We start from the raw sequence: 19,313 nt of genomic DNA on the forward strand, positions 1-19,313 counted from the left end.
CGCACGAGGGAACCGGGGCGATCCGCGCGATACCATCGCGGGGTGACGGACGTTCCCCTGCCAGGAGCCGACTGGGAGGTCGGCCCCGACGGCATGCCGTGGCGGCAGGCCGCCCGGGTGCTCCTGCTCGACGCAGACTTCCGGATCCTGCTCGTCCAGGCCCACGACGCCCATGAGCCGGAGCGCACGTGGTGGTTCACCGTCGGCGGTGGCATCGACGCGGGGGAGACCCCGCGCGACACGGCCCTGCGTGAGGTGGCCGAGGAGACGGGCCTCAGGCTCGACCCCGCCGACCTGGTGGGCCCCGTCGCGAGCAGGAGCGCCACCTTCGATTTCTTCGCCCGGCACGTCCGGCAGGACGAGGTGTTCTTCCTGGCCCGGCTGGAGCGGCCCTCCGGGGAGTTCGACACGTCCGGGTGGACCGACGTCGAGCGCGCCTTCCTCGATGGCTTCGGCTGGTTCTCGGTCGACGACCTCGAGGCGCTCGAGGTCGAGGTGTTTCCGCCCGAGTTGCCGGCGCTCCTGACCGAACTCCGGGACGGCTGGGATGGCGTGCTGCGGGTTCTTCCCGACCAGTGGGACTGATCCACCCCGCCCTATGAAACCGGTTCACCTCGGGCTAGGATGAAGGCGACACCCATCCCATTTCGTTGCTGACCAGGAGTTTTGCAGTGTCGGAAATCACCTCGTTCGCGCCCGGTTCCGGAGCCCGAGTGACCCCTCGCGCCCGACTGGCGTCCACCGCCCCCGAGCTTGACCTCACCGGGACCTGGCGGTTCCGGTTCTCACCCCGTCCCCAGGACGCCCCGAGGGAGCGGCCGCACCGGACTTCGACGACTCGGCCTGGGATGAGATCCCCGTGCCGAGCCACTGGGTGCTGCTCGGACGTGAGGACTGGGGTCGCCCGATCTACACGAACGTCAACTACCCGTTCCCCGTCGAGCCGCCCTTCGTCCCCGACGAGAACCCGACCGGTGACTACCGCGTCACGTTCGACTTGGCGGAGGGGTTCGGCGACCGCGTCTACCTGCGCTTCGACGGCGTCGAGTCGCTGGCGATCGTCTCCCTCAACGGCGCAGAGGTCGGCGTGGTGCGGGGCAGCCGCCTCGCGCAGGAACTCGACGTGACGGACACCGCCGTCGTCGGTGCCAACGTGCTGCACGTCCGCGTGCACCAGTGGTCGGCGGCCAGCTACCTCGAGGACCAGGACCAGTGGTGGCTGCCCGGCATCTTCCGTGAGGTGACGGTGCTCGGCCGCCCCGCCGACGGCATCGAGGACGTCTGGCTGCGGGCCGACTACGACCACGTCACCGGCGCAGGCACCGTCATCCCCGAGTTCCGGGCCGACGCCGCCGCCTACCCCATCACGCTGCGCCTGCCGGAACTCGGCATCGACCACACCTTCGCCACACCCGCCGACGTCGCCCCGGTGCCCGCCGGCACCGTGGAACCGTGGAGCGCGGACGAGCCGCGCCTCTACGGCGCCGAGGTCGCCAACTCGGCCGAGACCAGGAGCCTGCGCGTCGGCTTCCGCCGCGTCGAGATCGTCGGCCACGAGTGGCGCGTCAACGGACGCAAGCTGCGCCTGCGCGGCGTCAACCGTCACGAATACGACCCCGACAACGGCCGGGTCTTCGACGCGGACAAGATGCGTGCCCAGCTGCACCTCATGAAGCGGCACAACATCAACGCCGTCCGCACATCGCACTACCCGCCCCACCCGGACTTCTTCGACCTCGCCGACGAGGTCGGCGTGTGGGTGATGGACGAGTGTGACCTCGAGACGCACGGATTCGAGCGCGGGGCTGGGTGAACAACCCGACCGACGACCCGCGGTGGCGCGACGCCCTCCTCGACCGCGTGGAGCGGTTCTTCGAACGCGACAAGAACCACCCCAGCGTCATCTCCTGGTCGCTCGGCAACGAGTCGTGGACGGGGCAGAACGCCGCGGCCATGGCCGCCTGGCTGCACCGCCGCGATCCCGAGCGTCCCGTCCACTACGAGCCCGACTTCGAGGGACGCTACAGCGACCTCGTCTCGCGCATGTACGCCACCATCGAGGAGATGGAGGACATGTCGGCGGGGACCGGCCACAACCGCTGGGGCTCGCCCGGCCGCAACGCCGAACTGGCCAAGCGCCCCATGATCCAGTGCGAGTACATCCACGCCATGGGCAACGGCTCGGGCGCGATCGCCGACTACGAGGAGGCGTTCGACACGCTGCCGCAGTGGCACGGCGGTTTCGTGTGGGAGTGGCGTGACCACGGCATCCGCACGAAGACGGCCGACGGCGTCGAGTTCTACGGCTACGGCGGCGACTTCGGCGAGGAGATCCACGACGGCTCCTTCGTCTGCGACGGCATGGTCCTGTCCGACGGCACCCCGACCCCGGCGATGGCCGAGTTCGCAGCGGTGGTCTCGCCCATCAAGCTGGGGCTCTCCGTCGACGAACTGACCGTCGAGAACCGCCGTCACGCCGGCGACACCTCCGACCTCCGCATCGTGTGGCGCGACGAGGTCGACGGCGTGGTGGTCGCCGAGGGCGAGGTGTCGGTTCCTGCGGTCGCCGTGGGCGAGCTCGTCGTCGCCGAGGTCCCCGGCCACGAGGCGCCTGAGGCGGGCGAGCTGTGGCGCACGGTCGAGGCCGTCACCACCGCCGACACGCCCTGGGCCGCAGCCGGCCACGTCGTCGCCAGCGCCCAGCTGCTGCTGGTCGAGGCGGCCCGACCGGTCCCAGCCGTCGATCCGGCCGCCGAGGTGACCGAGGTCGACGGCCTGCTGCGCTTCGGCGACGGCGCGTTCGATCCCGTCACCGGCGATCTCGTCGCGCTGGGGGAGCGGGCCGTGCGCGGTCCGCGCCTCGAGCTGTGGCGGGCGCCGACCGAGAACGACGCGCTGCCCGCGCACGCCGGCTACACCGACGCTGAGCCGATCGCCACGCGCGGCAAGGGGCAGTACGGCCCCTCGTCGCGGGATCGTTGGCGCACGATGGGCCTCGACCGGCTGCACTGCCGCGTCGTTTCCGTGACGGCGGAGCCGGGCAGGCTCACGGTCGTCCAGCGCTATGCGGCTGCCGCCCGGCGCGAGTCGGTCCTGCTGCAGCTCGTCTGGACCGTCGTCGACGGTGGGCTGCGGCTCGAGGCCGCCGCGTCGCCGTCGGCCGACTGGGAGGGCACCTGGCCCCGTGTCGGCCTGCACATGGTGCTCCCGGAGGGCCTCACCCAGGCGTCCTGGTTCGGCACGGGCCCGCACGAGAACTACGCGGACTCCTCCGAGGCCGCACTCGTCGGGCGCTTCGAGTCGAGCGTCGCCGACCTCGTGGTCGAGTACGCCGTCCCGCAGGAGTCCGGCCACCGGGCCGAGCTCCGCGAGCTGAGCCTTCCTGAGCTCGACCTCGTGCTGCGTGCGGAGCGCGTCGCCGGCGAGCTGCCCGGCTTCAGCCTGCGGGCCCACGACGCCCATGAGGTCACGGCCGCCGCGCACCCGCACGAGCTGCCCGCCTCGAGCGCGACGCACCTCTACCTGGACGTCCAGCAGCAGGGCCTCGGCTCCGCCTCGTGTGGCCCGGACGTGCGTCCGGAGTACCAGCTGCGGCCTCGGCTGGCCGAGTGGAAGGTGACCTTTTCGCTCAACTGATCAGGGTGGATGGGGCCGATTTTCGTCCGACTCCTACCGTGAGTAGTATTTGAACCAGCGCGTACTCCCGAGCCGGGAAGCCCCTCGTCGCGAGGGGAATCGCCCGGCCGGGAGACGCACAGGACCTACCTACTTCGTGATCTCAGGAGCACCCCACATGACGGCTTCGGCCCCCACCCTCGGTACCGCGTTGCCCGACGACGCCTGGGACGGATTCCGCCCCGGGGCGTGGCAGACGAACATCGACGTCCGCGACTTCATCCTCGCGAACTTCACCCCCTACACCGGGGATGCCGGCTTCCTCTCCGGCGCGACCGAGAAGACGCTGACCGTGTGGGAGACCCTGCAGCGCGACTTCCTGAGCGTCGAGCGGGCCCGACGGGTCTACGACGTGGAGACCCACATCCCCGCCGACGTCGACGCCTTCCCGGCCGGCTACATCTGCGCGGACGACGACGTGATCGTCGGCCTGCAGACCGACACGCCCCTCAAGCGCCCCATGATGCCCGCGGGCGGCTGGCGCATGGTCGAGACGGCCATCCGTGAGGCCGGCCTCGAGCCGGACGAGCGGATCAAGGAGATCTTCACCCGCCACCGCAAGACGCACAACGAGGCCGTCTTCGACATCTACACCCCGCGCATCCGCGCCGCCCGCAGCTCGCACCTCATCACCGGCCTGCCGGATGCCTACGGCCGCGGCCGGATCATCGGCGACTACCGTCGCGTGGCGCTCTACGGCGTCGACCGGCTCATCGAGGCCAAGCAGGCCGACAAGGACTCCGTCGCCGACCAGCCGTTCAGCGAGAACTGGGCCCGCTACCGCGAGGAGCACTCCGAGCAGATCAAGGCACTCAAGAAGCTGAAGAACCTCGGCGCGAGCTACGGCTTCGACCTCGGTCGGCCCGCCGTCACCTTCCACGAGGCCGTCCAGTGGACCTACCTGGCCTACCTCGCCTCGGTGAAGAGCCAGGACGGCGCCGCCATGAGCATCGGCCGGCTGTCGGGCTTCTTCGACGTCTACGCAGAGCGTGACCTCGCCGCCGGGATCCTGACGGAGGAGGGCGCCCAGGAGATCATCGACGCGCTCGTCACCAAGCTGCGCATCGTGCGGTTCCTGCGCACCATCGACTACGACCAGATCTTCTCCGGCGACCCGTACTGGGCCACCTGGTCCGACGGCGGACTCGCCAACGACGGCCGCACCCTGGTCACGAAGACGTCGTTCAGGCTGCTGCAGACACTGCGCAACCTCGGCCCGGCCCCCGAGCCGAACATCACCATCTACTGGGATCCGAAGCTGCCCGCAGGCTACAAGGAGTTCTGCTCCCTGATCTCCATCGAGACGTCGGCCATCCAGTACGAGTCCGACGGCGAGATCCGTCGTCACTGGGGCGACGACACGGCCATCGCCTGCTGCGTCTCCCCGATGGCCATCGGGAAGCAGATGCAGTTCTTCGGCGCGCGCCTCAACAGCGCGAAGGCGCTGCTCTACGCCATCAACGGCGGCCGCGACGAGGTCTCCGGCAAGAAGATCGTGCCCGGCTACGAGCCCATCACGGACGAGGGGCCGCTCGACTTCGACACCGTCTGGGGGGCCTACGACAAGATGCTCGACTGGGCGGTCGAGACCTACGTCGAGGCGCTCAACATCATCCACTACAGCCACGACAAGTACGCCTACGAGGCCATGGAGATGGCGCTGCACGACGACGAGATCGTGCGCACCATGGGCTGCGGCATGGCCGGCCTGTCGATCGTCGCCGACTCCCTGTCGGCGATCCGGTACGCCACCGTCACCCCGGTCCGCGACGACTCCGGGCTCGTCATCGACTACATCACCGAGGGCGACTTCCCGAAGTACGGCAACGACGACGACCGCGCCGACGAGATCGCCCAGCAGGTCGTGGCCACCGTCATGGGCAAGATCCGCAAGATCAAGATGTACCGCGACGCCATCCCGACCCAGTCGGTGCTGACGATCACGTCCAACGTCGTCTACGGCAAGGCCACCGGCGCGTTCCCGAGTGGACACGCCGCCGGCACGCCCTTCGCCCCCGGTGCCAACCCGGCCAACGGTGCTGACACGCACGGCATGCTGGCCTCCATGATGAGCGTCGGCAAGCTGTCCTATGACGACGCACTCGACGGCATCTCGCTGACGAACACCATCACCCCGCCGGCCCTCGGCCGCACGCAGGAGGAGCGGATCGCCAACCTGGTCGGCATCCTCGACGCGGGAATGGGGGAGGGGCTCTACCACGCCAACATCAACGTCCTCAACAAGGAGACGCTGCTCGACGCGATGGAGAACCCCGAGAACTACCCGCAGCTGACGATCCGGGTCTCCGGCTACGCGGTGAACTTCGTCAAGCTGACGCGGGAGCAGCAGCTCGACGTGCTGTCGCGCACCTTCCACGAGGCGCTCTGACGTGACCTCGGCCGCAGTGGGTGCCCCGACGGGGGCACCCACTACCCCGCGGAACCGGGCGAGCATGCTCGGCGGCATCCCTGTCGCCGACCATCTCGACCGGTCCGAGGCGCTGAGTGCCCAGCGGGCGGGCGAGCTCGGCTCCGTGCACTCCTGGGAACTCGTGACGGCGGTCGACGGCCCGGGGACGCGGATGACGACGTTCCTCGCGGGCTGTCCGCTCCGCTGCCTGTACTGCCACAACCCGGACACCATGAGCGCCAACCGCGGGGTGCCGGTCCTGGCGGATGACCTGCTCGCCCGCATCCGCCGCTACCGGGGCGTCTTCGCGGCGACCACGGGCGGCATCACCCTCTCCGGCGGCGAGGTGCTGCAGCAGCCCGCCTTCGCCGCGCGCATCCTGCGGGGTGCGAAGGAACTGGGCATCCACACCGCGATCGACACGTCCGGATTCCTCGGACGCAACGCCACGGACGAGCTGCTGGCCGACGTCGACCTCGTCCTGCTGGACGTGAAGTCCGGTGACGAGGACACCTACCGTCGTGTCACGGGACGTGACCTCGCGCCGACGCTCGAGTTCGGGCGCCGGCTGGCGGACCTCGGCATCGAGACCTGGATCCGCTTCGTGCTCGTGCCGGGGCTGACAGACGATCCGGCCAACGTGGCCGCCGTCGCCGACTACGCCGCCGAGCTCTCGTGCGTCACCCGCGTCGAGATCCTCCCCTTCCATCAGATGGGCCGCGACAAGTGGTCGGAGATCGGCCTGGAGTACGCGCTGCCGGACACGCAGGCGCCTTCGGCCGAGGCGGTCGAGGAGGCCAGGGACATCTTCCGGGCCAGGGGACTGGTCACCTACTAGGCACTCGGCCCCGCCGCGCCACGCCCGGGCGCGGGTACCGGGGTCGGAGGCCCCCCGATTTGGCGAGGTCGGCGGATCGTGACAGAATGGGCAAGTTGCTCCGCGAGGGGTGGCTGGTGCGCGAGCGCCGCCGCTCTCCGAGTGAGGTCTTCATCCAGCGCTAGGCGCGGCATGTGACCTTCGAGATCCAGGTCGAGAAGGGTGTCGTTTCCTGCGGCTCGAGGCCGCGACACTCCCGACCTCGGGGGTCGGAGTGACAAGGGGTTTTACCCCGTAGGAACTTGAAATTTCCAAAGGGACGAGAAGAAGGAACGACTGTGGCTGGACAAAAGATCCGCATCAGGCTGCGGGCGTATGACCATGAGGTCATCGACAGCTCGGCGCGCAAGATCGTCGACACCGTGACTCGCACGGGCGCGAAGGTGGCCGGCCCCGTGCCGCTGCCGACGGAGAAGAATGTCTTCTGCGTCATCCGTTCGCCCCACAAGTACAAGGACAGCCGTGAGCACTTCGAGATGCGCACGCACAAGCGCCTGATCGACATCCTCGATCCGACGCCGAAGACCGTCGATTCGCTGATGCGTCTCGATCTGCCTGCCGGTGTCGACATCGAGATCAAGCTCCCGTGAGGTCTGCTGAAATGAGTGAACGAATCGTTAAGGGCATCCTGGGCACCAAGCTCGGCATGACCCAGCTCTGGGACGAGAACAACAAGATCGTCCCCGTGACCGTCATCCAGGCCGGTCCCTGCGTCGTGACGCAGGTCCGCACCCCCGAGACGGACGGCTACAACGCCGTGCAGCTCGGCTACGGCGCGGTCAAGGCCAAGAAGGTCACCAAGCCGGAGGCCGGGCACTTCGCCAAGGCCGACGTCACCCCCCGCAAGCACCTCATCGAGCTGCGCACGGCTGACGCCTCCGAGTTCACGCTCGGGCAGGAGCTGTCCGCCGAGGTCTTCGCCGACGGCGAGTTCGTCGACGTGACCGGCACCTCCAAGGGCAAGGGCACCGCGGGCGTCATGAAGCGCCACGGCTTCAGTGGCCTCAGCGCCTCGCACGGTGTGCACCGCAAGCACCGTTCGCCCGGCTCGATCGGTGGCTGCGCCACCCCCGGACGCGTCTTCAAGGGCGTCCGCATGGCCGGCCGCATGGGCAATGAGAAGATCACTGTCCAGAACCTGAAGATTCACGCCGTCGACGCCGAGCGTGGCCTGATCCTCGTCCGCGGGCCATCCCCGGCAACAAGGGTTCCGTCGTCGTCGTCCGCACCGCAGCCAAGAAGGGTGCCGCAGCATGAGCGACCTGACTGTTGACGTTATCGATGCCTCGGGCAAGAAGGCCGGCAAGGCCGATCTTCCCGCCGCGCTGTTCGACGTCCAGCTGAACATTCCGCTGGTCCACCAGGTTGTCGTCGCGCAGCTCGCGGCGAGCCGCCAGGGCACGCACGACACCAAGACCCGCGCAGAGGTCCGTGGCGGCGGCATCAAGCCGTGGCGTCAGAAGGGCACCGGCCGCGCCCGTCACGGCTCGCGTCGTTCGCCCATCTGGACCGGCGGTGGCGTCGTCCACGGCCCGACGCCGCGTGACTACGCGCAGCGCACCCCCAAGAAGATGATCGCGGCCGCCCTCCGTGGCGCGCTGTCGGATCGGGCCCGTGACGGCCAGATCTTCATCGTCTCGGAGATCGTCTCGGGCGATGCCCCGTCGACCAAGGCCGCGATCGCTTCGCTGACCAAGGTCGCAGGCGATCTGTCCAAGGTGCTCGTCGTGATCGACCGCTTCGAGGACGTCGCCTGGCTCAGCCTGCGCAACGTTCCCACGGTGCACGCCATCGCTGTTGACCAGCTCAACACCTACGACGTTCTGGTCAACGACAAGGTGGTCTTCACCTCCGCCGCACTTGCCGCGTTCGTCGCCGGCCCCGCGTCGGGTAAGTCGGCCAAGGCCGTCGCCACCGAGTCCGAGGCTGCGGCCGAGGCAGAAGAGGCCGCCGTGGCCGAGAAGTCGAAGGAGGAGGACAAGTGACGACTGCGCTGAAGATCCGCGATCACCGCGACGTCATCCTGCGTCCCGTGGTCAGCGAGAAGAGCTACAACCTGCTCGACGAGGGTAAGTACACCTTCGTCGTCGCTCCTGACGCGAACAAGACCGAGATCAAGATCGCCATTGAGTCGATCTTCGACGTCAAGGTCACGTCCGTGAACACCCTCAACCGCCAGGGCAAGCGTCGCCGCACCCGCTACGGCTACGGCAAGAAGGCTGACACCAAGCGTGCCATCGTCACCCTTGCCGAGGGCCAGAGCATCGACATCTTCGGGGGCCCGGTCGACTGACCGGAGTGCTGCGAGAAGAAGGAAATTTGACTCATGGGTATCCGTAAGTACAAGCCGACAACGCCGGGCCGTCGTGGCTCCAGCGTGTCCGACTTCGTCGAGCTCACTCGCTCCACCCCGGAGAAGTCGCTGCTCGTCCCGAAGACGAAGACCGGTGGCCGTAACAACACCGGTCGCATCACCACTCGTCACATCGGCGGTGGCCACAAGCAGGCCTACCGTCTGATCGACTTCAAGCGCTACGACAAGGACGGCGTGCCGGCCAAGGTCGCTCACATCGAGTACGACCCCAACCGCACCGCCCGCATCGCCCTGCTGCACTACGCGGACGGCGAGAAGCGCTACATCATCGCCCCCAACGGGCTGACCCAGGGCACCGTCATCTCGGCGGGCGAGGGCTCCGACATCAAGCCGGGCAACAACCTCGAACTGCGTCAGATCCCCGTCGGCACCACGGTGCACGCGGTGGAGCTCCGCCCCGGCGGCGGTGCAAAGCTCGGCCGCTCGGCCGGCGCTTCGATCCAGCTCGTCGCCCGTGAGGGCAAGTACGCGACGCTGCGCATGCCCTCGGGCGAAATGCGCATGGTCGACGTCCGCTGCCGCGCCACGATCGGCACGGTCGGCAACGCCGAGCAGTCGAACATCAACTGGGGTAAGGCCGGCCGTAACCGCTGGAAGGGCATCCGCCCGACCGTCCGCGGTGTCGTCATGAACCCGGTCGACCACCCGCACGGTGGTGGCGAAGGCCGCACCTCCGGTGGCCGTCACCCCGTTTCCCCGTGGGGCAAGGCCGAGGGCCGCACCCGCGACAAGAACAAGGCGAGCAACCGGCTCATCGTCCGTCGACGCAAGACCGGCAAGAAGCGCTGATAGGGAGAGTCTGGAACAATGCCACGCAGCCTTAAGAAGGGTCCCTTCGTCGACGACCACCTCCTCAAGAAGGTGGAAGTGCAGAACGACAAGGGCACCAAGAACGTCATCCGCACCTGGTCGCGCCGTTCGATGATCATCCCCGACATGCTCGGGCACACCATCGCGGTGCACGACGGTCGCAAGCATGTCCCGGTGTTCGTCACCGAGTCCATGATCGGTCACAAGCTGGGCGAGTTCGCTCCCACGCGTACCTTCAAGGGTCACGTGAAGGACGACAAGAAGGCCCGTCGCCGCTGAGGCGCGAGATAAGGAACTGATTTCACTATGAGCAACGAGAACGGCAACAGCCGTCGTCGCGAGACCCTGCTCGGGGATCGTCCTGGCTCGTACGCCATCGCGCGCCACGTCCGGATGAGCCCGACCAAGGTCCGTCGTGTCGTCGATCTGGTCCGCGGCATGGACATCAAGGACGCCCTGGTGGCGCTCAAGTTCGCGCCGCAGGCCGCGTCGGAGCCGGTGTACAAGGTGGTGGCGTCCGCGGTCGCCAACGCCGAGTCCGCTGAGGCCCTGCGCGCTGACGACCTGTACATCTCCAAGGCGTTCGTGGACGAGGGTGTCACCCTCCGACGCATCCGCCCGCGGGCCAAGGGATCGGCGAGCCGCATCCTGAAGCGTGGCTCGCACATCACCGTGGTTGTCGAACCCCGCGAGACGAAGGGAGCCTGATAATGGGCCAAAAGATCAACCCGAACGGCTTCCGCCTCGGCATCACCACCGACCACAAGACGCGTTGGTACAGCGACAAGCATTACGCCGCGTATGTCGGTGAGGATGTCAAGATCCGTGGGTACCTGACCAAGACGCTCGAGCGCGCCGGCATCTCGTCCATCGAGATCGAGCGTCGCTCCGAGCGGGTGACCATCTTCCTGCACGCCGCGCGTCCGGGCATCGTCATCGGCCGTAACGGCGCCGAGGCGGAGCGCGTCCGCTCCGAGCTCGAGAAGCTCACCGGCAAGCAGGTCCAGCTGAACATCCTCGAGGTCAAGAACCCCGAGATCGACGCTCAGCTCGTCGCCCAGGGTGTCGCCGAGCAGCTCAGCGCCCGCGTGGCCTTCCGCCGCGCCATGCGCAAGGCTCAGCAGACGGCCATGCGCTCCGGCGCCAAGGGCATCCGCATCAAGTGCTCCGGCCGTCTCGGCGGTGCCGAGATGTCGCGCTCCGAGGGCTACCGCGACGGCCAGGTGCCGCTGCACACCCTCCGCGCCGACATCGACTACGGCTTCTATGAGGCCCGGACCACGTTCGGCCGCATCGGCGTCAAGGTCTGGATCTACAAGGGCGACGTCGCAGGCACCCGCGCTGAGCGCGCTGCCCAGAAGGCTGCCCGCAACGCGGCGCCCGCCGGTCGTCAGCGTCCGGGCCGTCGTCCCGCCCGCGGCGAAGGCCGTGGGGATCGTCCCGAGCGCGGTGGCCGCCGTCGCGCCGACGCAGCTGCCGAGTCGGCTGCGCCCGCTACTGAGAACGCAGGAGCATAAGCATGCTTATTCCCCGCCGAGTGAAGTTCCGTAAGCAGCACCACCCCAAGCGGGATGGCGCGGCCAAGGGCGGCACCAAGCTGGCCTTCGGCGACTACGGCATCCAGGCTCTCGAGTCGTCCTACCTGACCAACCGTCAGATCGAGGCCGCTCGTATCGCCATGACCCGTCACATCAAGCGTGGCGGCAAGGTGTGGATCAACGTCTACCCCGATCGTCCGCTGACGAAGAAGCCGGCCGAAACCCGCATGGGTTCCGGCAAGGGTTCGCCGGAGTGGTGGGTCGCCAACATCAAGCCGGGTCGCGTGCTCTTCGAGCTGTCCGGCGTCACGGAGGACGTTGCCCGTGAGGCCATGCGCCTCGCCATCCACAAGCTGCCGTTCAAGGCACGCTTCATCAAGCGCGAAGCAGGTGACATCTGATGAGTAAGTCTCTCGCCGCACACGACCTGCGTGGTCTGTCGCGTGATCAGCTCAACGCCAAGGTCGTTGAGCTGAAGGAGGAGCTGTTCGGTCTTCGCTTCCAGGCTGCTACCGGCCAGCTGGAGTCGAGCAGCCGACTGCGTTCCGTCCGTCAGGACATCGCACGGATCTACACCGTGCTCCAGGAGCGCAACCTCGGCATCGTCGACGAGCCGGTTGTTGAGGAGAAGTAAATATGAGCGAAGAGATCACCACTGAAGCTCGCAGCGCCCGCAAGGTGCTGCAGGGTGTCGTCGTGTCCGACAAGATGGACAAGACCATCGTCGTCCTCGTTGAGGACCGCGTGAAGCACCCGCTCTACGGCAAGGTCATGACCAAGTCCTCGCGGCTCAAGGCCCACGACGAGAACAACGAAGCCGGCATCGGCGACCGCGTCCGCGTCATGGAGACCCGTCCGCTGTCGGCGCAGAAGCGCTGGCGCCTGGTCGAGATCCTCGAGCGCGCCAAGTAAGGCACGCCCACAGCAGCAGGCCCGCCCCTCTCCGGAGGGGCGGGCCTTTTGCCATCTGTCCCGGTCAGTCTGGGGGAGCGGGCGCGACGGAACCGCGGCGGCAGAGAGTCACGGGCAGCCGGACCTCGGCCGGGCGCTCGTTGCCCTCGATGAGGGTGAGCAGGGCATCAACGGCGGCCTGCGCCTTTGCCGGGATGTCCTGCCGGATCGTGGTGAGCGACGGCGTCACGTAGCGGGCCTCCGGGAGGTCGTCGAAGCCAACGATCGACGCAGCGGTGGGAACCTGCACGCCGGCCTCGGCCATCCCCTTGAGTAGTCCGATCGCGATGATGTCGGCAGTCGCGAAGAGGCCGGTGGGACGGTCCTGTCGTCGTGCCAGGGCAGACCCGAGTTCCCAGCTCGGATCGAAGAACGGTTCGCAGTCGATGAGCTCGAGCGAGTTCCTGTCGAGGCTGGCCTCCGCGACCGCGGCGCGGAACCCGAGATAGCGCTGGTGGATGACGCCGGGCCGGTCGACGCCAGGCGCGACGAGCGCCAGGCGTCGGTGGCCAGCGCCGATCAGCTCTCGTGCGGCCAGAAGCCCGCCCTGAAAGTCGTCGAGGCCGACCCGGCTGATGCGGCTGGAGGTCGAGTAGTTGTCTACGAACACGAGGGGGAGGCCGAGTTGGGCCTGGACCTCGTCGGCCTCGGAGGCGAACGCGCCGAGCACGATCGCACCGTCAACCCGCCATGATCGGAGTTCTGCCGAGGTCTGGGCTACGTCATCGGCCGACCTGATCATCAGGAATCTCCCCGTCCCGGTGACCCGGCGCTCCACCTCATCGAGGAAGATCGAGTCGTGGGGGCTGGGCTGACTGCGCCGGCCGCTGGCGGCGTGAATCAGCGCCACGATGTTCGAGCGACTCGTGGAAAGCGCGGTGGCAGGGCCGTTGGGAACGTACCCGGTCCGCGCCATGATGCTGCGCACGCGTTCCGCGGTGGCGACCGACACCTTGTCTGTGCGGCCGTTGATCACGTTGGAGACCGTCATGGCGCTCACGCCGGCCTCGGCAGCGATGTCTCTGACCGTTGTCATGCACCCTCCTTCCCAATCGGGAGCCTACCCATAGGTGGTTCCGGGTCACGATCCGATAACACAGGTTGACGGGTCTCGGGATGGAGTCTAGCATCACCTTTACCGGTAAACGTGTACCGGTAAACGGGTTCTGATATAGGATGGAACTACGGTGGCTGAGGTAGAGGTCGACGACGCGTCGTGGTGGCGGCACGCGGTCATTTACGAGGTTTACCCGCGCAGCTTCGCCGACAGCGACGGCGACGGGATCGGCGACCTTGCCGGGGTGCGCGCGGCGCTGCCGTACCTGGTCTCCCTCGGCGTGGACGCCCTGTGGTTCACGCCGTGGTACGCGTCACCGCTGATCGACGGCGGCTACGACGTGGCCGACTATCGAGTCATTCACCCCGAACTCGGCACGCTGCGGGAGGCGGAACTGCTGATCGCCGAGGCCTCCGAGCACGGCATCCGCACGATCGTCGACGTCGTGCCCAACCACGTCTCCTCCGCCCACAATTGGTTCCAGGAGGCCCTCGTGGCAGGACCGGGCTCGGCGGCCCGTGAGCGATTCTGGTTCCGGGACGGCGGCGGCCGCGGCGAGATCCCGCCCAATCAGTGGCCCTCGAACTTCCACGGGCCGACCTGGAGCAGAGTCGTGGAGGCGGACGGACGCCCCGGCCAGTGGTATCTGCATCTGTTCACGCCGGAGCAACCCGACCTGAACTGGACGAACCCCGGGGTGTGGGAGGAGCACGAGTCGGTACTGCGCTTCTGGTTCGACCGTGGGGTTGCAGGCATCCGCGTCGACTCGGCCGCGCTGCTGATCAAGGACCCCGGCCTCGCGGACATCGTCGACGAGTACCCGCCCGGTCAACATCCCAACACGGACCGGGACCAGGTGCACGACGTCTACCGCAGTTGGAGGCGGGTGGCCAACAGCTACCGCGGAACCAGGGTGCTGGTGGGGGAGGTCTGGCTGCCCGACGCGACCCGGTTCGCCAACTACCTGCGCGACGACGAGATGCACACTGCCTTTAACTTTGACTTCATGATCCGACCCTGGGACGCCGGCCAGTTCCGCGAGTCGATCGACGACACCCTTTCCGCCCACGCGCTCGTCGGCGCGCCCTCGACGTGGGTGCTGTCGAACCACGACATCACCCGGCCCGTCACCAGGTACGGCCGCGAGAAGTCCGGCTTCTCGTTCGCCGACAAGAGGTTCGGTGAGCCGACCGACCTCGCCCTCGGTCACCGCAGGGCAAGGGCCGCTGCGCTGCTCACGGCCGCGCTGCCGGGATCGCTCTACATATATCAGGGAGACGAGCTCGGCCTTCCGGAGGTCGAGGACATGCCCGACGGGGCGCGCAGGGATCCGATGTACCTGCTCTCCGGCGGCAAGGACCCGGGCCGCGACGGTTGCCGGGTGCCGCTGCCCTGGCGCGCCGGGGCCCCCAATGTCGGGTTCTCCCCCGTCGAGGTGGCGACGTGGTTGCCCCAGCCAGCATGGTGGGCGGACTATGCCGTCGACGGCCAGGTCGCTGACCCCGGGTCGATGCTCAACCTGTACCGAACGGCCCTCGCGCTGCGACGCTCCGTCCCTGGCCTTGCCTGCGAGCAGTTCTCCTGGATCGACTCCGATCCCGGCGTGCTCGCCTTCACCCGGGGAACCGGTGCCGACACCGTCACGTGTCTGGTCAACATGAGCGGCTCTCCGGTCGCATTGCCGGAGTCCGCCCCCATTCTGCTGGCCAGTGGCGCGTTGCGTCACGGCCACCTCGAGCCAGATAACGCCGTCTGGCTCGCCCACAACCCGAAGGAGAAGTGAGTTTCATGACATCGACCCGAGGCGGCATCGCCGCACTCGTGGCAGCGTTCGTGGGCGCAGGCGCCCTCATCGGCTGCTCAGCCCAGACCCCGGCCGGCCCCACGGATGCGCCGAGCGGCTCGCCCGGCGGCACGGCAACCGCCGCGGAGCAGGTCACTTTGCGCGTGGTCTCTCTGCTTCCCGGCTCGGAACAGGCCGCGATCGACGCCTTCAACGCCCAGGTGGCCGAGTTCGAGGCCGCCAATCCGGGGATCGACATCGTCCCCGAGGAGTACGAGTGGAAGGCAACAACGTTCGCGGCCCAGCTCGCGGGCGGCACTCTTCCTCACGTCTTCGAGATCCCGTTCACCGACGGCAAGACGCTGATCGAGAACAAGCAGATCGCCGAGCTCGATGCCCAGTTCCAGACCCTGCCGTACGCCTCGAAGTTCAACGAGTCGCTGCTCGCGGCCGGCAAAGGCCCGGACGGCAAGGTCTACGCCATCCCAGCCAAGAACGTCTACGGAGTCGGCCTGCACATCAACCGCGACCTGTTCACGTCGGCGGGGCTCGACCCCGACAAGCCGCCGACGACCTGGACCGAGGTCCGCGAGGCGGCCAGGAAGATCGCCGAGGCCAATCCAGGGGTCGCCGGTTACATGCAGATGACCCAGAACAATACGGGCGGGTGGCAGCTGGTCGCCAACACCTTCGCCCACGGCGGCCGGGTCCAGACCCTCAACGCCGACGGCACCGCGACCTCGACGCTAGACAACGAGGGCACGAAGGCCGCACTGCAGATGCTCAAGGACATGCGCTGGGCCGACAACTCGATGGGCTCCAACTTCATGTTCGACTGGGGCAGCATCAACCAGGCCTTCGCCGCAGGCCAGGTCGGCATGTTCACCTCCGGCTCCGACGTCTACACCTCGATGGTGCAGACCAACGGCCTGAATCCGGAGATGTACGGCCTCGGCGCCATGCCGCAGGAGGGCGAGGACGCGGGAGTCCTCACCGGCGGCACCCTCGTGGCGATGCCCGCCTCGGCGACCGACGCAGAGAAGGACGCGGCCATCAAGTGGATCGACTTCTTCTACCTGGCCAAACTGATTGACAAGGACAGGGCCATCGCCGACGCAAAGACGCTGGTCGCCAACAACCAGCCCGTCGGAACCCCTGTTCTGCCGATGTTCAACCGAGCCCAGTACGAGGAGAACCAGTCGTGGATCAAGGAGTTCATCAACCTGCCGCTCGACCAGATGAAGGGCTACACGTCGACGATGTTCGACCTCAACCTGGTGGGTGAGCCGAGCCAGAAGACGCAGGAGATCTACGCCCTGCTCGACCCCGTCGTGCAGGCCGTGCTCACTGACAAGGATGCGGACATCGACAAGCTCCTCGCCGATGTGAACAAGCAGGCGCAGGCGCTGCTCGACGCCAAGTGACACAGAGGTGGGGTGCCGCGGGAACCCGGCACCCCACTCGACCGACATCCAGGAGTGAATCCACGTGACAACCACGGCTTCCAGGCCTAGGAAAGGCATCGTCTCCCGCAGCAGAGGTTGGGTGAGCAGCGGCGGAGCGAGCACCCTGTTCTTCGCGCTCCCGCTGCTGCTCATCTTTGGGATCTTCTCGTGGCTGCCGATCGTGCGGTCGGTGATCATGAGCGTCCAGAGGACGAACCTGGTCGATCCGGCCGTGTTCGTCGGCCTCGACAACTTCGCCTACGTCCTGAATGATCCGCTCCTCGCTGTCGCCGTCCGAAACACCCTGTACTTCGCGTTTCTGGCTCTGCTCATCGGTTTCCCGATCCCGCTCGTCGTGGCCGTTCTGATGAGCGAGGTTCGGAGGGGAAGGGAATCTACTCGGCGCTGGCGTACCTTCCCGTCGTCGTTCCCCCGGTCGTCGCCGTACTGCTGTGGAAGTTCTTCTACGACGGGAGCCCCACTGGGGTGTTCAACACGATCCTCGGCTGGGTGGGTCTCGGCCCGTTCCCCTGGTACCAGGACGCAGGCTGGGCCATGCCGTCGCTCGTCCTCGCCGCCACGTGGGCGGGGGCCGGCGGCACGATCATCATCTACCTTGCAGCGCTGACCGGTGTCCCCCCGGAACTCTACGAAGCCGCCGAGATGGACGGAGCCGGCATCTGGCACAAGATATGGCACGTCACGCTGCCCCAGTTGCGTGGCGTCATCTACATCACCCTCATCCTCCAGATCATCGCCACCGCACAGGTGTTCCTCGAGCCCTACCTGTTCACCGGGGTGGCCCTGCCCACGCCACCATCACCGTCCTGCTACTGATCTACAACTACGCGTTCGCGACAAGCCTCGGCGGCAACTACGGCGCCGCGACCGCCCTGTCGCTCATGCTGGCCGCCTTCCTCGCGGTGTTCTCCCTCATCTACTTCCGACTCACGAGATCCTGGAGCGGGTCATGAAGACGCGCAGTGCCCCCGTCCAGCGCGGCATCGTCTCATCGGCAGACTGGCGCAGGCCGCTGGTCAGGGCCGGCCTCGGCGGCGCCCACGGAGTCCTGCTCCTCCTCCTGGTGATCGCAGGCCTCGGGCCGATGCTGCTGCTCGCGAAGTTCGCCGTCACCCCCACGCAGGACATCCTCCGGACGCCCCTCGCGCTGTTCCCGAACGGGCTCAAGTTCGACAACCTGGAGCAGGCCTGGAACCGGGTCCAGATCAGCCGCTACTTCCTGAACACCGTGTGGCTGGCGCTGGGTGCCTGGGCCTCGCAGGTGATCGTCGCCACCACGGGCGGCTACGTGCTGTCGGTGCTGCGGCCGAAGTACGGCCGCGCGCTGCACGCAATGGTCCTTGCGACTCTGTTCGTGCCGGCCGTCGTGCTCCTTATTCCGCTGTACCTGACGGTGCTCGACCCACCGCTGCTCGGGGTGTCGCTGATCAACACCTTCTGGGCCGTCTGGCTACCCGCGGGTGCCAGCGCCTTCAACGTCGTGCTCGTCGCCCGCTTCTTTGACAGCCTGCCCCGGGAGGTTTTCGAGGCCGCCCGGGTGGACGGTGCCGGCAACTTCCGGTTGTTCTGGTCCATCGTCCTCCCGATGTCGAAGCCGATCCTCGGGTCGTCAGCGTGTTTGCGATCATCGCGAGCTGGAAGGACTTCCTCTGGCCCATGCTCGTGTTGAAGGACCCGACGATCCAGCCGCTGTCGGTCAGGCTCCCCGCGATCGCGGGATCGGTCGACCTCGGCGTCTTCCTGGCGTCGCTCGCGATCGCGACCCTGATCCCCGTCGTCCTCTTCCTCGGGTTCCAGCGACTCTTCCTCAGCGGGGCCGGGATGGGGGGCGCGGTCAAGGGCTAGCGCCGGTCACGCCTCCTCGCGCCGGCCCTGCCCGAGCAGGCCCCCGAGGAGGGCGCCCACGACCGAGATGATCACCGAGCCGAACACGGCCGCCCAGAAGCCGTCCACGTGGAAGCCGAGCCCCACCACGCCCGCGAACCACGAGGTCAGTGCGAGCATGGCCGCGTTGATCACGAGCAGGAAGATGCCGAGCGTGAGCACGATGAGGCAGGCGCTCAGCACCTGCATGATCGGCTTGACGACGGCGTTGACGATGCCGAAGATCACGGCGACCCCGAGCAGGGTCAGCGCCTGCGAGGTGCGATCGGTGTCGGTCAGGGTGATGCCGGGCACGATCCACACCGCGACAGCGGTCGCGAGGGCGGTGACGACGAGGCGCAGGAGGAACTTCATGTCACCAGAATGCCATCCGACGACAGCGGGCTCCGCTGGAAGGGGGAGACGGGCCCCGGCAACCGCGCGTTTGCCCGACGACCGTAGGCTTGTCCTGGTCGGACGCGACTCTACGGCCGGCGGAATGGGGATGC

The 19,313-nt window shown here is 67.7% G+C and carries 22 protein-coding genes and 1 pseudogene; 21 read left to right on the forward strand and 2 right to left on the reverse strand.

Annotated features, from left to right (window positions below; all coding sequences use genetic code 11):
* Positions 1–42: 42 nt before the first annotated feature.
* The 16 genes and pseudogenes from H9L22_RS01790 to rpsQ all read left to right on the forward strand — a co-directional run bounded on the left by H9L22_RS01790 (position 43) and on the right by rpsQ (position 12,596).
* Positions 43–585, forward strand: coding sequence for an NUDIX hydrolase (locus H9L22_RS01790; RefSeq protein WP_226966053.1), 543 nt, complete (start codon positions 43–45; stop codon positions 583–585).
* 274 nt (positions 586–859) lie between these two features.
* Positions 860–1,813 carry a glycoside hydrolase family 2 TIM barrel-domain containing protein gene (locus H9L22_RS19430; protein WP_264292519.1) on the forward strand — a complete coding sequence of 318 codons (954 nt, stop codon included), beginning with the start codon at positions 860–862 and terminating at the stop codon, positions 1,811–1,813.
* Entirely contained in the window at positions 1,810–3,636 is a 1,827-nt protein-coding gene (locus tag H9L22_RS19435; RefSeq protein WP_264292520.1) for a glycoside hydrolase family 2 TIM barrel-domain containing protein, read from the forward strand. The genes H9L22_RS19430 and H9L22_RS19435 overlap by 4 nt, the downstream gene beginning before the upstream one ends.
* Positions 3,637–3,793: 157 nt before the next feature.
* Positions 3,794–6,064: a formate C-acetyltransferase gene (gene pflB, locus H9L22_RS01800; protein ID WP_187721358.1), complete on the forward strand. Its 2,271-nt coding sequence runs from the start codon at positions 3,794–3,796 to the stop codon at positions 6,062–6,064.
* A gap of 1 nt (position 6,065) precedes the next feature.
* Positions 6,066–6,923 (forward strand): pyruvate formate-lyase-activating protein, encoded by an 858-nt coding sequence (gene pflA / locus H9L22_RS01805; protein ID WP_226966055.1) that lies wholly within the window; start codon positions 6,066–6,068, stop codon positions 6,921–6,923.
* Between the two features lie 317 nt (positions 6,924–7,240).
* Positions 7,241–7,552, forward strand: coding sequence for a 30S ribosomal protein S10 (gene rpsJ / locus H9L22_RS01810; RefSeq protein WP_015071250.1), 312 nt, complete (start codon positions 7,241–7,243; stop codon positions 7,550–7,552).
* Positions 7,553–7,563: 11 nt separating this feature from the next.
* Positions 7,564–8,219 (forward strand): annotated as a pseudogene (rplC, locus tag H9L22_RS01815) (50S ribosomal protein L3).
* Positions 8,216–8,947, forward strand: coding sequence for a 50S ribosomal protein L4 (rplD, locus tag H9L22_RS01820; protein WP_187721359.1), 732 nt, complete (start codon positions 8,216–8,218; stop codon positions 8,945–8,947). Before rplC ends, rplD begins: the two are co-directional and overlap by 4 nt.
* Entirely contained in the window at positions 8,944–9,255 is a 312-nt protein-coding gene (gene rplW / locus H9L22_RS01825) for a 50S ribosomal protein L23 (RefSeq protein ID WP_226966056.1), read from the forward strand. Before rplD ends, rplW begins: the two co-directional genes overlap by 4 nt.
* Positions 9,256–9,288: 33 nt before the next feature.
* Positions 9,289–10,125 (forward strand): 50S ribosomal protein L2, encoded by an 837-nt coding sequence (gene rplB, locus H9L22_RS01830; protein ID WP_187721360.1) that lies wholly within the window; start codon positions 9,289–9,291, stop codon positions 10,123–10,125.
* Positions 10,126–10,143: 18 nt separating this feature from the next.
* Entirely contained in the window at positions 10,144–10,425 is a 282-nt protein-coding gene (gene rpsS / locus H9L22_RS01835; protein WP_187721361.1) for a 30S ribosomal protein S19, read from the forward strand.
* A 27-nt stretch (positions 10,426–10,452) separates the two neighbouring features.
* The gene (rplV, locus tag H9L22_RS01840; RefSeq protein WP_187721362.1) at positions 10,453–10,854 is read left to right on the forward strand and encodes a 50S ribosomal protein L22; all 402 of its coding nucleotides are present in this window, start codon (positions 10,453–10,455) and stop codon (positions 10,852–10,854) included.
* Between the two features lie 2 nt (positions 10,855–10,856).
* Positions 10,857–11,663: a 30S ribosomal protein S3 gene (gene rpsC / locus H9L22_RS01845; protein WP_187721363.1), complete on the forward strand. Its 807-nt coding sequence runs from the start codon at positions 10,857–10,859 to the stop codon at positions 11,661–11,663.
* A gap of 2 nt (positions 11,664–11,665) precedes the next feature.
* Entirely contained in the window at positions 11,666–12,085 is a 420-nt protein-coding gene (rplP, locus tag H9L22_RS01850) for a 50S ribosomal protein L16 (RefSeq protein WP_187721364.1), read from the forward strand.
* Positions 12,085–12,318, forward strand: a complete 234-nt coding sequence (rpmC, locus tag H9L22_RS01855) for a 50S ribosomal protein L29 (protein ID WP_187721365.1) — start codon at positions 12,085–12,087, stop codon at positions 12,316–12,318. Before rplP ends, rpmC begins: the two co-directional genes overlap by 1 nt.
* A gap of 2 nt (positions 12,319–12,320) precedes the next feature.
* Entirely contained in the window at positions 12,321–12,596 is a 276-nt protein-coding gene (gene rpsQ / locus H9L22_RS01860; protein WP_187721366.1) for a 30S ribosomal protein S17, read from the forward strand.
* A 64-nt stretch (positions 12,597–12,660) separates the two neighbouring features.
* Here rpsQ and H9L22_RS01865 read toward each other — a convergent pair whose 3' ends face one another.
* The gene (locus H9L22_RS01865; protein WP_187721367.1) at positions 12,661–13,671 is read right to left on the reverse strand and encodes a LacI family DNA-binding transcriptional regulator; all 1,011 of its coding nucleotides are present in this window, start codon (positions 13,669–13,671) and stop codon (positions 12,661–12,663) included.
* Positions 13,672–13,822: 151 nt separating this feature from the next.
* Here H9L22_RS01865 and H9L22_RS01870 point away from each other — a divergent pair, with 151 nt between their 5' ends.
* The 5 genes from H9L22_RS01870 to H9L22_RS18350 all read left to right on the forward strand — a co-directional run bounded on the left by H9L22_RS01870 (position 13,823) and on the right by H9L22_RS18350 (position 18,786).
* Positions 13,823–15,475: a glycoside hydrolase family 13 protein gene (locus H9L22_RS01870; RefSeq protein WP_187721368.1), complete on the forward strand. Its 1,653-nt coding sequence runs from the start codon at positions 13,823–13,825 to the stop codon at positions 15,473–15,475.
* 5 nt (positions 15,476–15,480) lie between these two features.
* Positions 15,481–16,899, forward strand: coding sequence for an ABC transporter substrate-binding protein (locus H9L22_RS01875; protein ID WP_187721369.1), 1,419 nt, complete (start codon positions 15,481–15,483; stop codon positions 16,897–16,899).
* Positions 16,900–17,370: 471 nt separating this feature from the next.
* Positions 17,371–17,757 carry a carbohydrate ABC transporter permease gene (locus tag H9L22_RS18345; protein ID WP_406707846.1) on the forward strand — a complete coding sequence of 129 codons (387 nt, stop codon included), beginning with the start codon at positions 17,371–17,373 and terminating at the stop codon, positions 17,755–17,757.
* A gap of 133 nt (positions 17,758–17,890) precedes the next feature.
* A complete protein-coding gene (locus H9L22_RS01885; protein WP_226966057.1) occupies positions 17,891–18,610 on the forward strand; it encodes a carbohydrate ABC transporter permease in 720 nt (239 codons plus the stop codon).
* Positions 18,598–18,786, forward strand: a complete 189-nt coding sequence (locus tag H9L22_RS18350) for an ABC transporter permease family protein (RefSeq protein WP_226966058.1) — start codon at positions 18,598–18,600, stop codon at positions 18,784–18,786. Before H9L22_RS01885 ends, H9L22_RS18350 begins: the two co-directional genes overlap by 13 nt.
* Before the next feature lie 6 nt (positions 18,787–18,792).
* Here H9L22_RS18350 and H9L22_RS01890 read toward each other — a convergent pair whose 3' ends face one another.
* The gene (locus H9L22_RS01890) at positions 18,793–19,179 is read right to left on the reverse strand and encodes a phage holin family protein (protein ID WP_187721370.1); all 387 of its coding nucleotides are present in this window, start codon (positions 19,177–19,179) and stop codon (positions 18,793–18,795) included.
* Positions 19,180–19,313: the final 134 nt, after the last annotated feature.

This window comes from Tessaracoccus defluvii, assembly GCF_014489575.1.
GTDB lineage: Bacteria > Actinomycetota > Actinomycetes > Propionibacteriales > Propionibacteriaceae > Arachnia > Arachnia defluvii.

What these genes read in the sequence shown, in the direction of transcription:
- pflB (WP_187721358.1), top strand. Translation starts at nt 3,794, where the DNA reads ATGACGGCTTCGGCCCCCACCCTCGGTACCGCGTTGCCCGACGACGCC.
- rplD (WP_187721359.1), top strand. Translation starts at nt 8,216, where the DNA reads ATGAGCGACCTGACTGTTGACGTTATCGATGCCTCGGGCAAGAAGGCC.
- H9L22_RS01885 (WP_226966057.1), top strand. Translation starts at nt 17,891, where the DNA reads ATGAAGACGCGCAGTGCCCCCGTCCAGCGCGGCATCGTCTCATCGGCA.
- rplB (WP_187721360.1), top strand. Translation starts at nt 9,289, where the DNA reads ATGGGTATCCGTAAGTACAAGCCGACAACGCCGGGCCGTCGTGGCTCC.
- rpmC (WP_187721365.1), top strand. Translation starts at nt 12,085, where the DNA reads ATGAGTAAGTCTCTCGCCGCACACGACCTGCGTGGTCTGTCGCGTGAT.
- rpsC (WP_187721363.1), top strand. Translation starts at nt 10,857, where the DNA reads ATGGGCCAAAAGATCAACCCGAACGGCTTCCGCCTCGGCATCACCACC.
- H9L22_RS01875 (WP_187721369.1), top strand. Translation starts at nt 15,481, where the DNA reads ATGACATCGACCCGAGGCGGCATCGCCGCACTCGTGGCAGCGTTCGTG.
- H9L22_RS18350 (WP_226966058.1), top strand. Translation starts at nt 18,598, where the DNA reads ATGCTCGTGTTGAAGGACCCGACGATCCAGCCGCTGTCGGTCAGGCTC.
- rplV (WP_187721362.1), top strand. Translation starts at nt 10,453, where the DNA reads ATGAGCAACGAGAACGGCAACAGCCGTCGTCGCGAGACCCTGCTCGGG.
- H9L22_RS01865 (WP_187721367.1), bottom strand. Translation starts at nt 13,671, where the DNA reads ATGACAACGGTCAGAGACATCGCTGCCGAGGCCGGCGTGAGCGCCATG.
- rpsS (WP_187721361.1), top strand. Translation starts at nt 10,144, where the DNA reads ATGCCACGCAGCCTTAAGAAGGGTCCCTTCGTCGACGACCACCTCCTC.
- rplP (WP_187721364.1), top strand. Translation starts at nt 11,666, where the DNA reads ATGCTTATTCCCCGCCGAGTGAAGTTCCGTAAGCAGCACCACCCCAAG.
- rpsQ (WP_187721366.1), top strand. Translation starts at nt 12,321, where the DNA reads ATGAGCGAAGAGATCACCACTGAAGCTCGCAGCGCCCGCAAGGTGCTG.
- H9L22_RS01890 (WP_187721370.1), bottom strand. Translation starts at nt 19,179, where the DNA reads ATGAAGTTCCTCCTGCGCCTCGTCGTCACCGCCCTCGCGACCGCTGTC.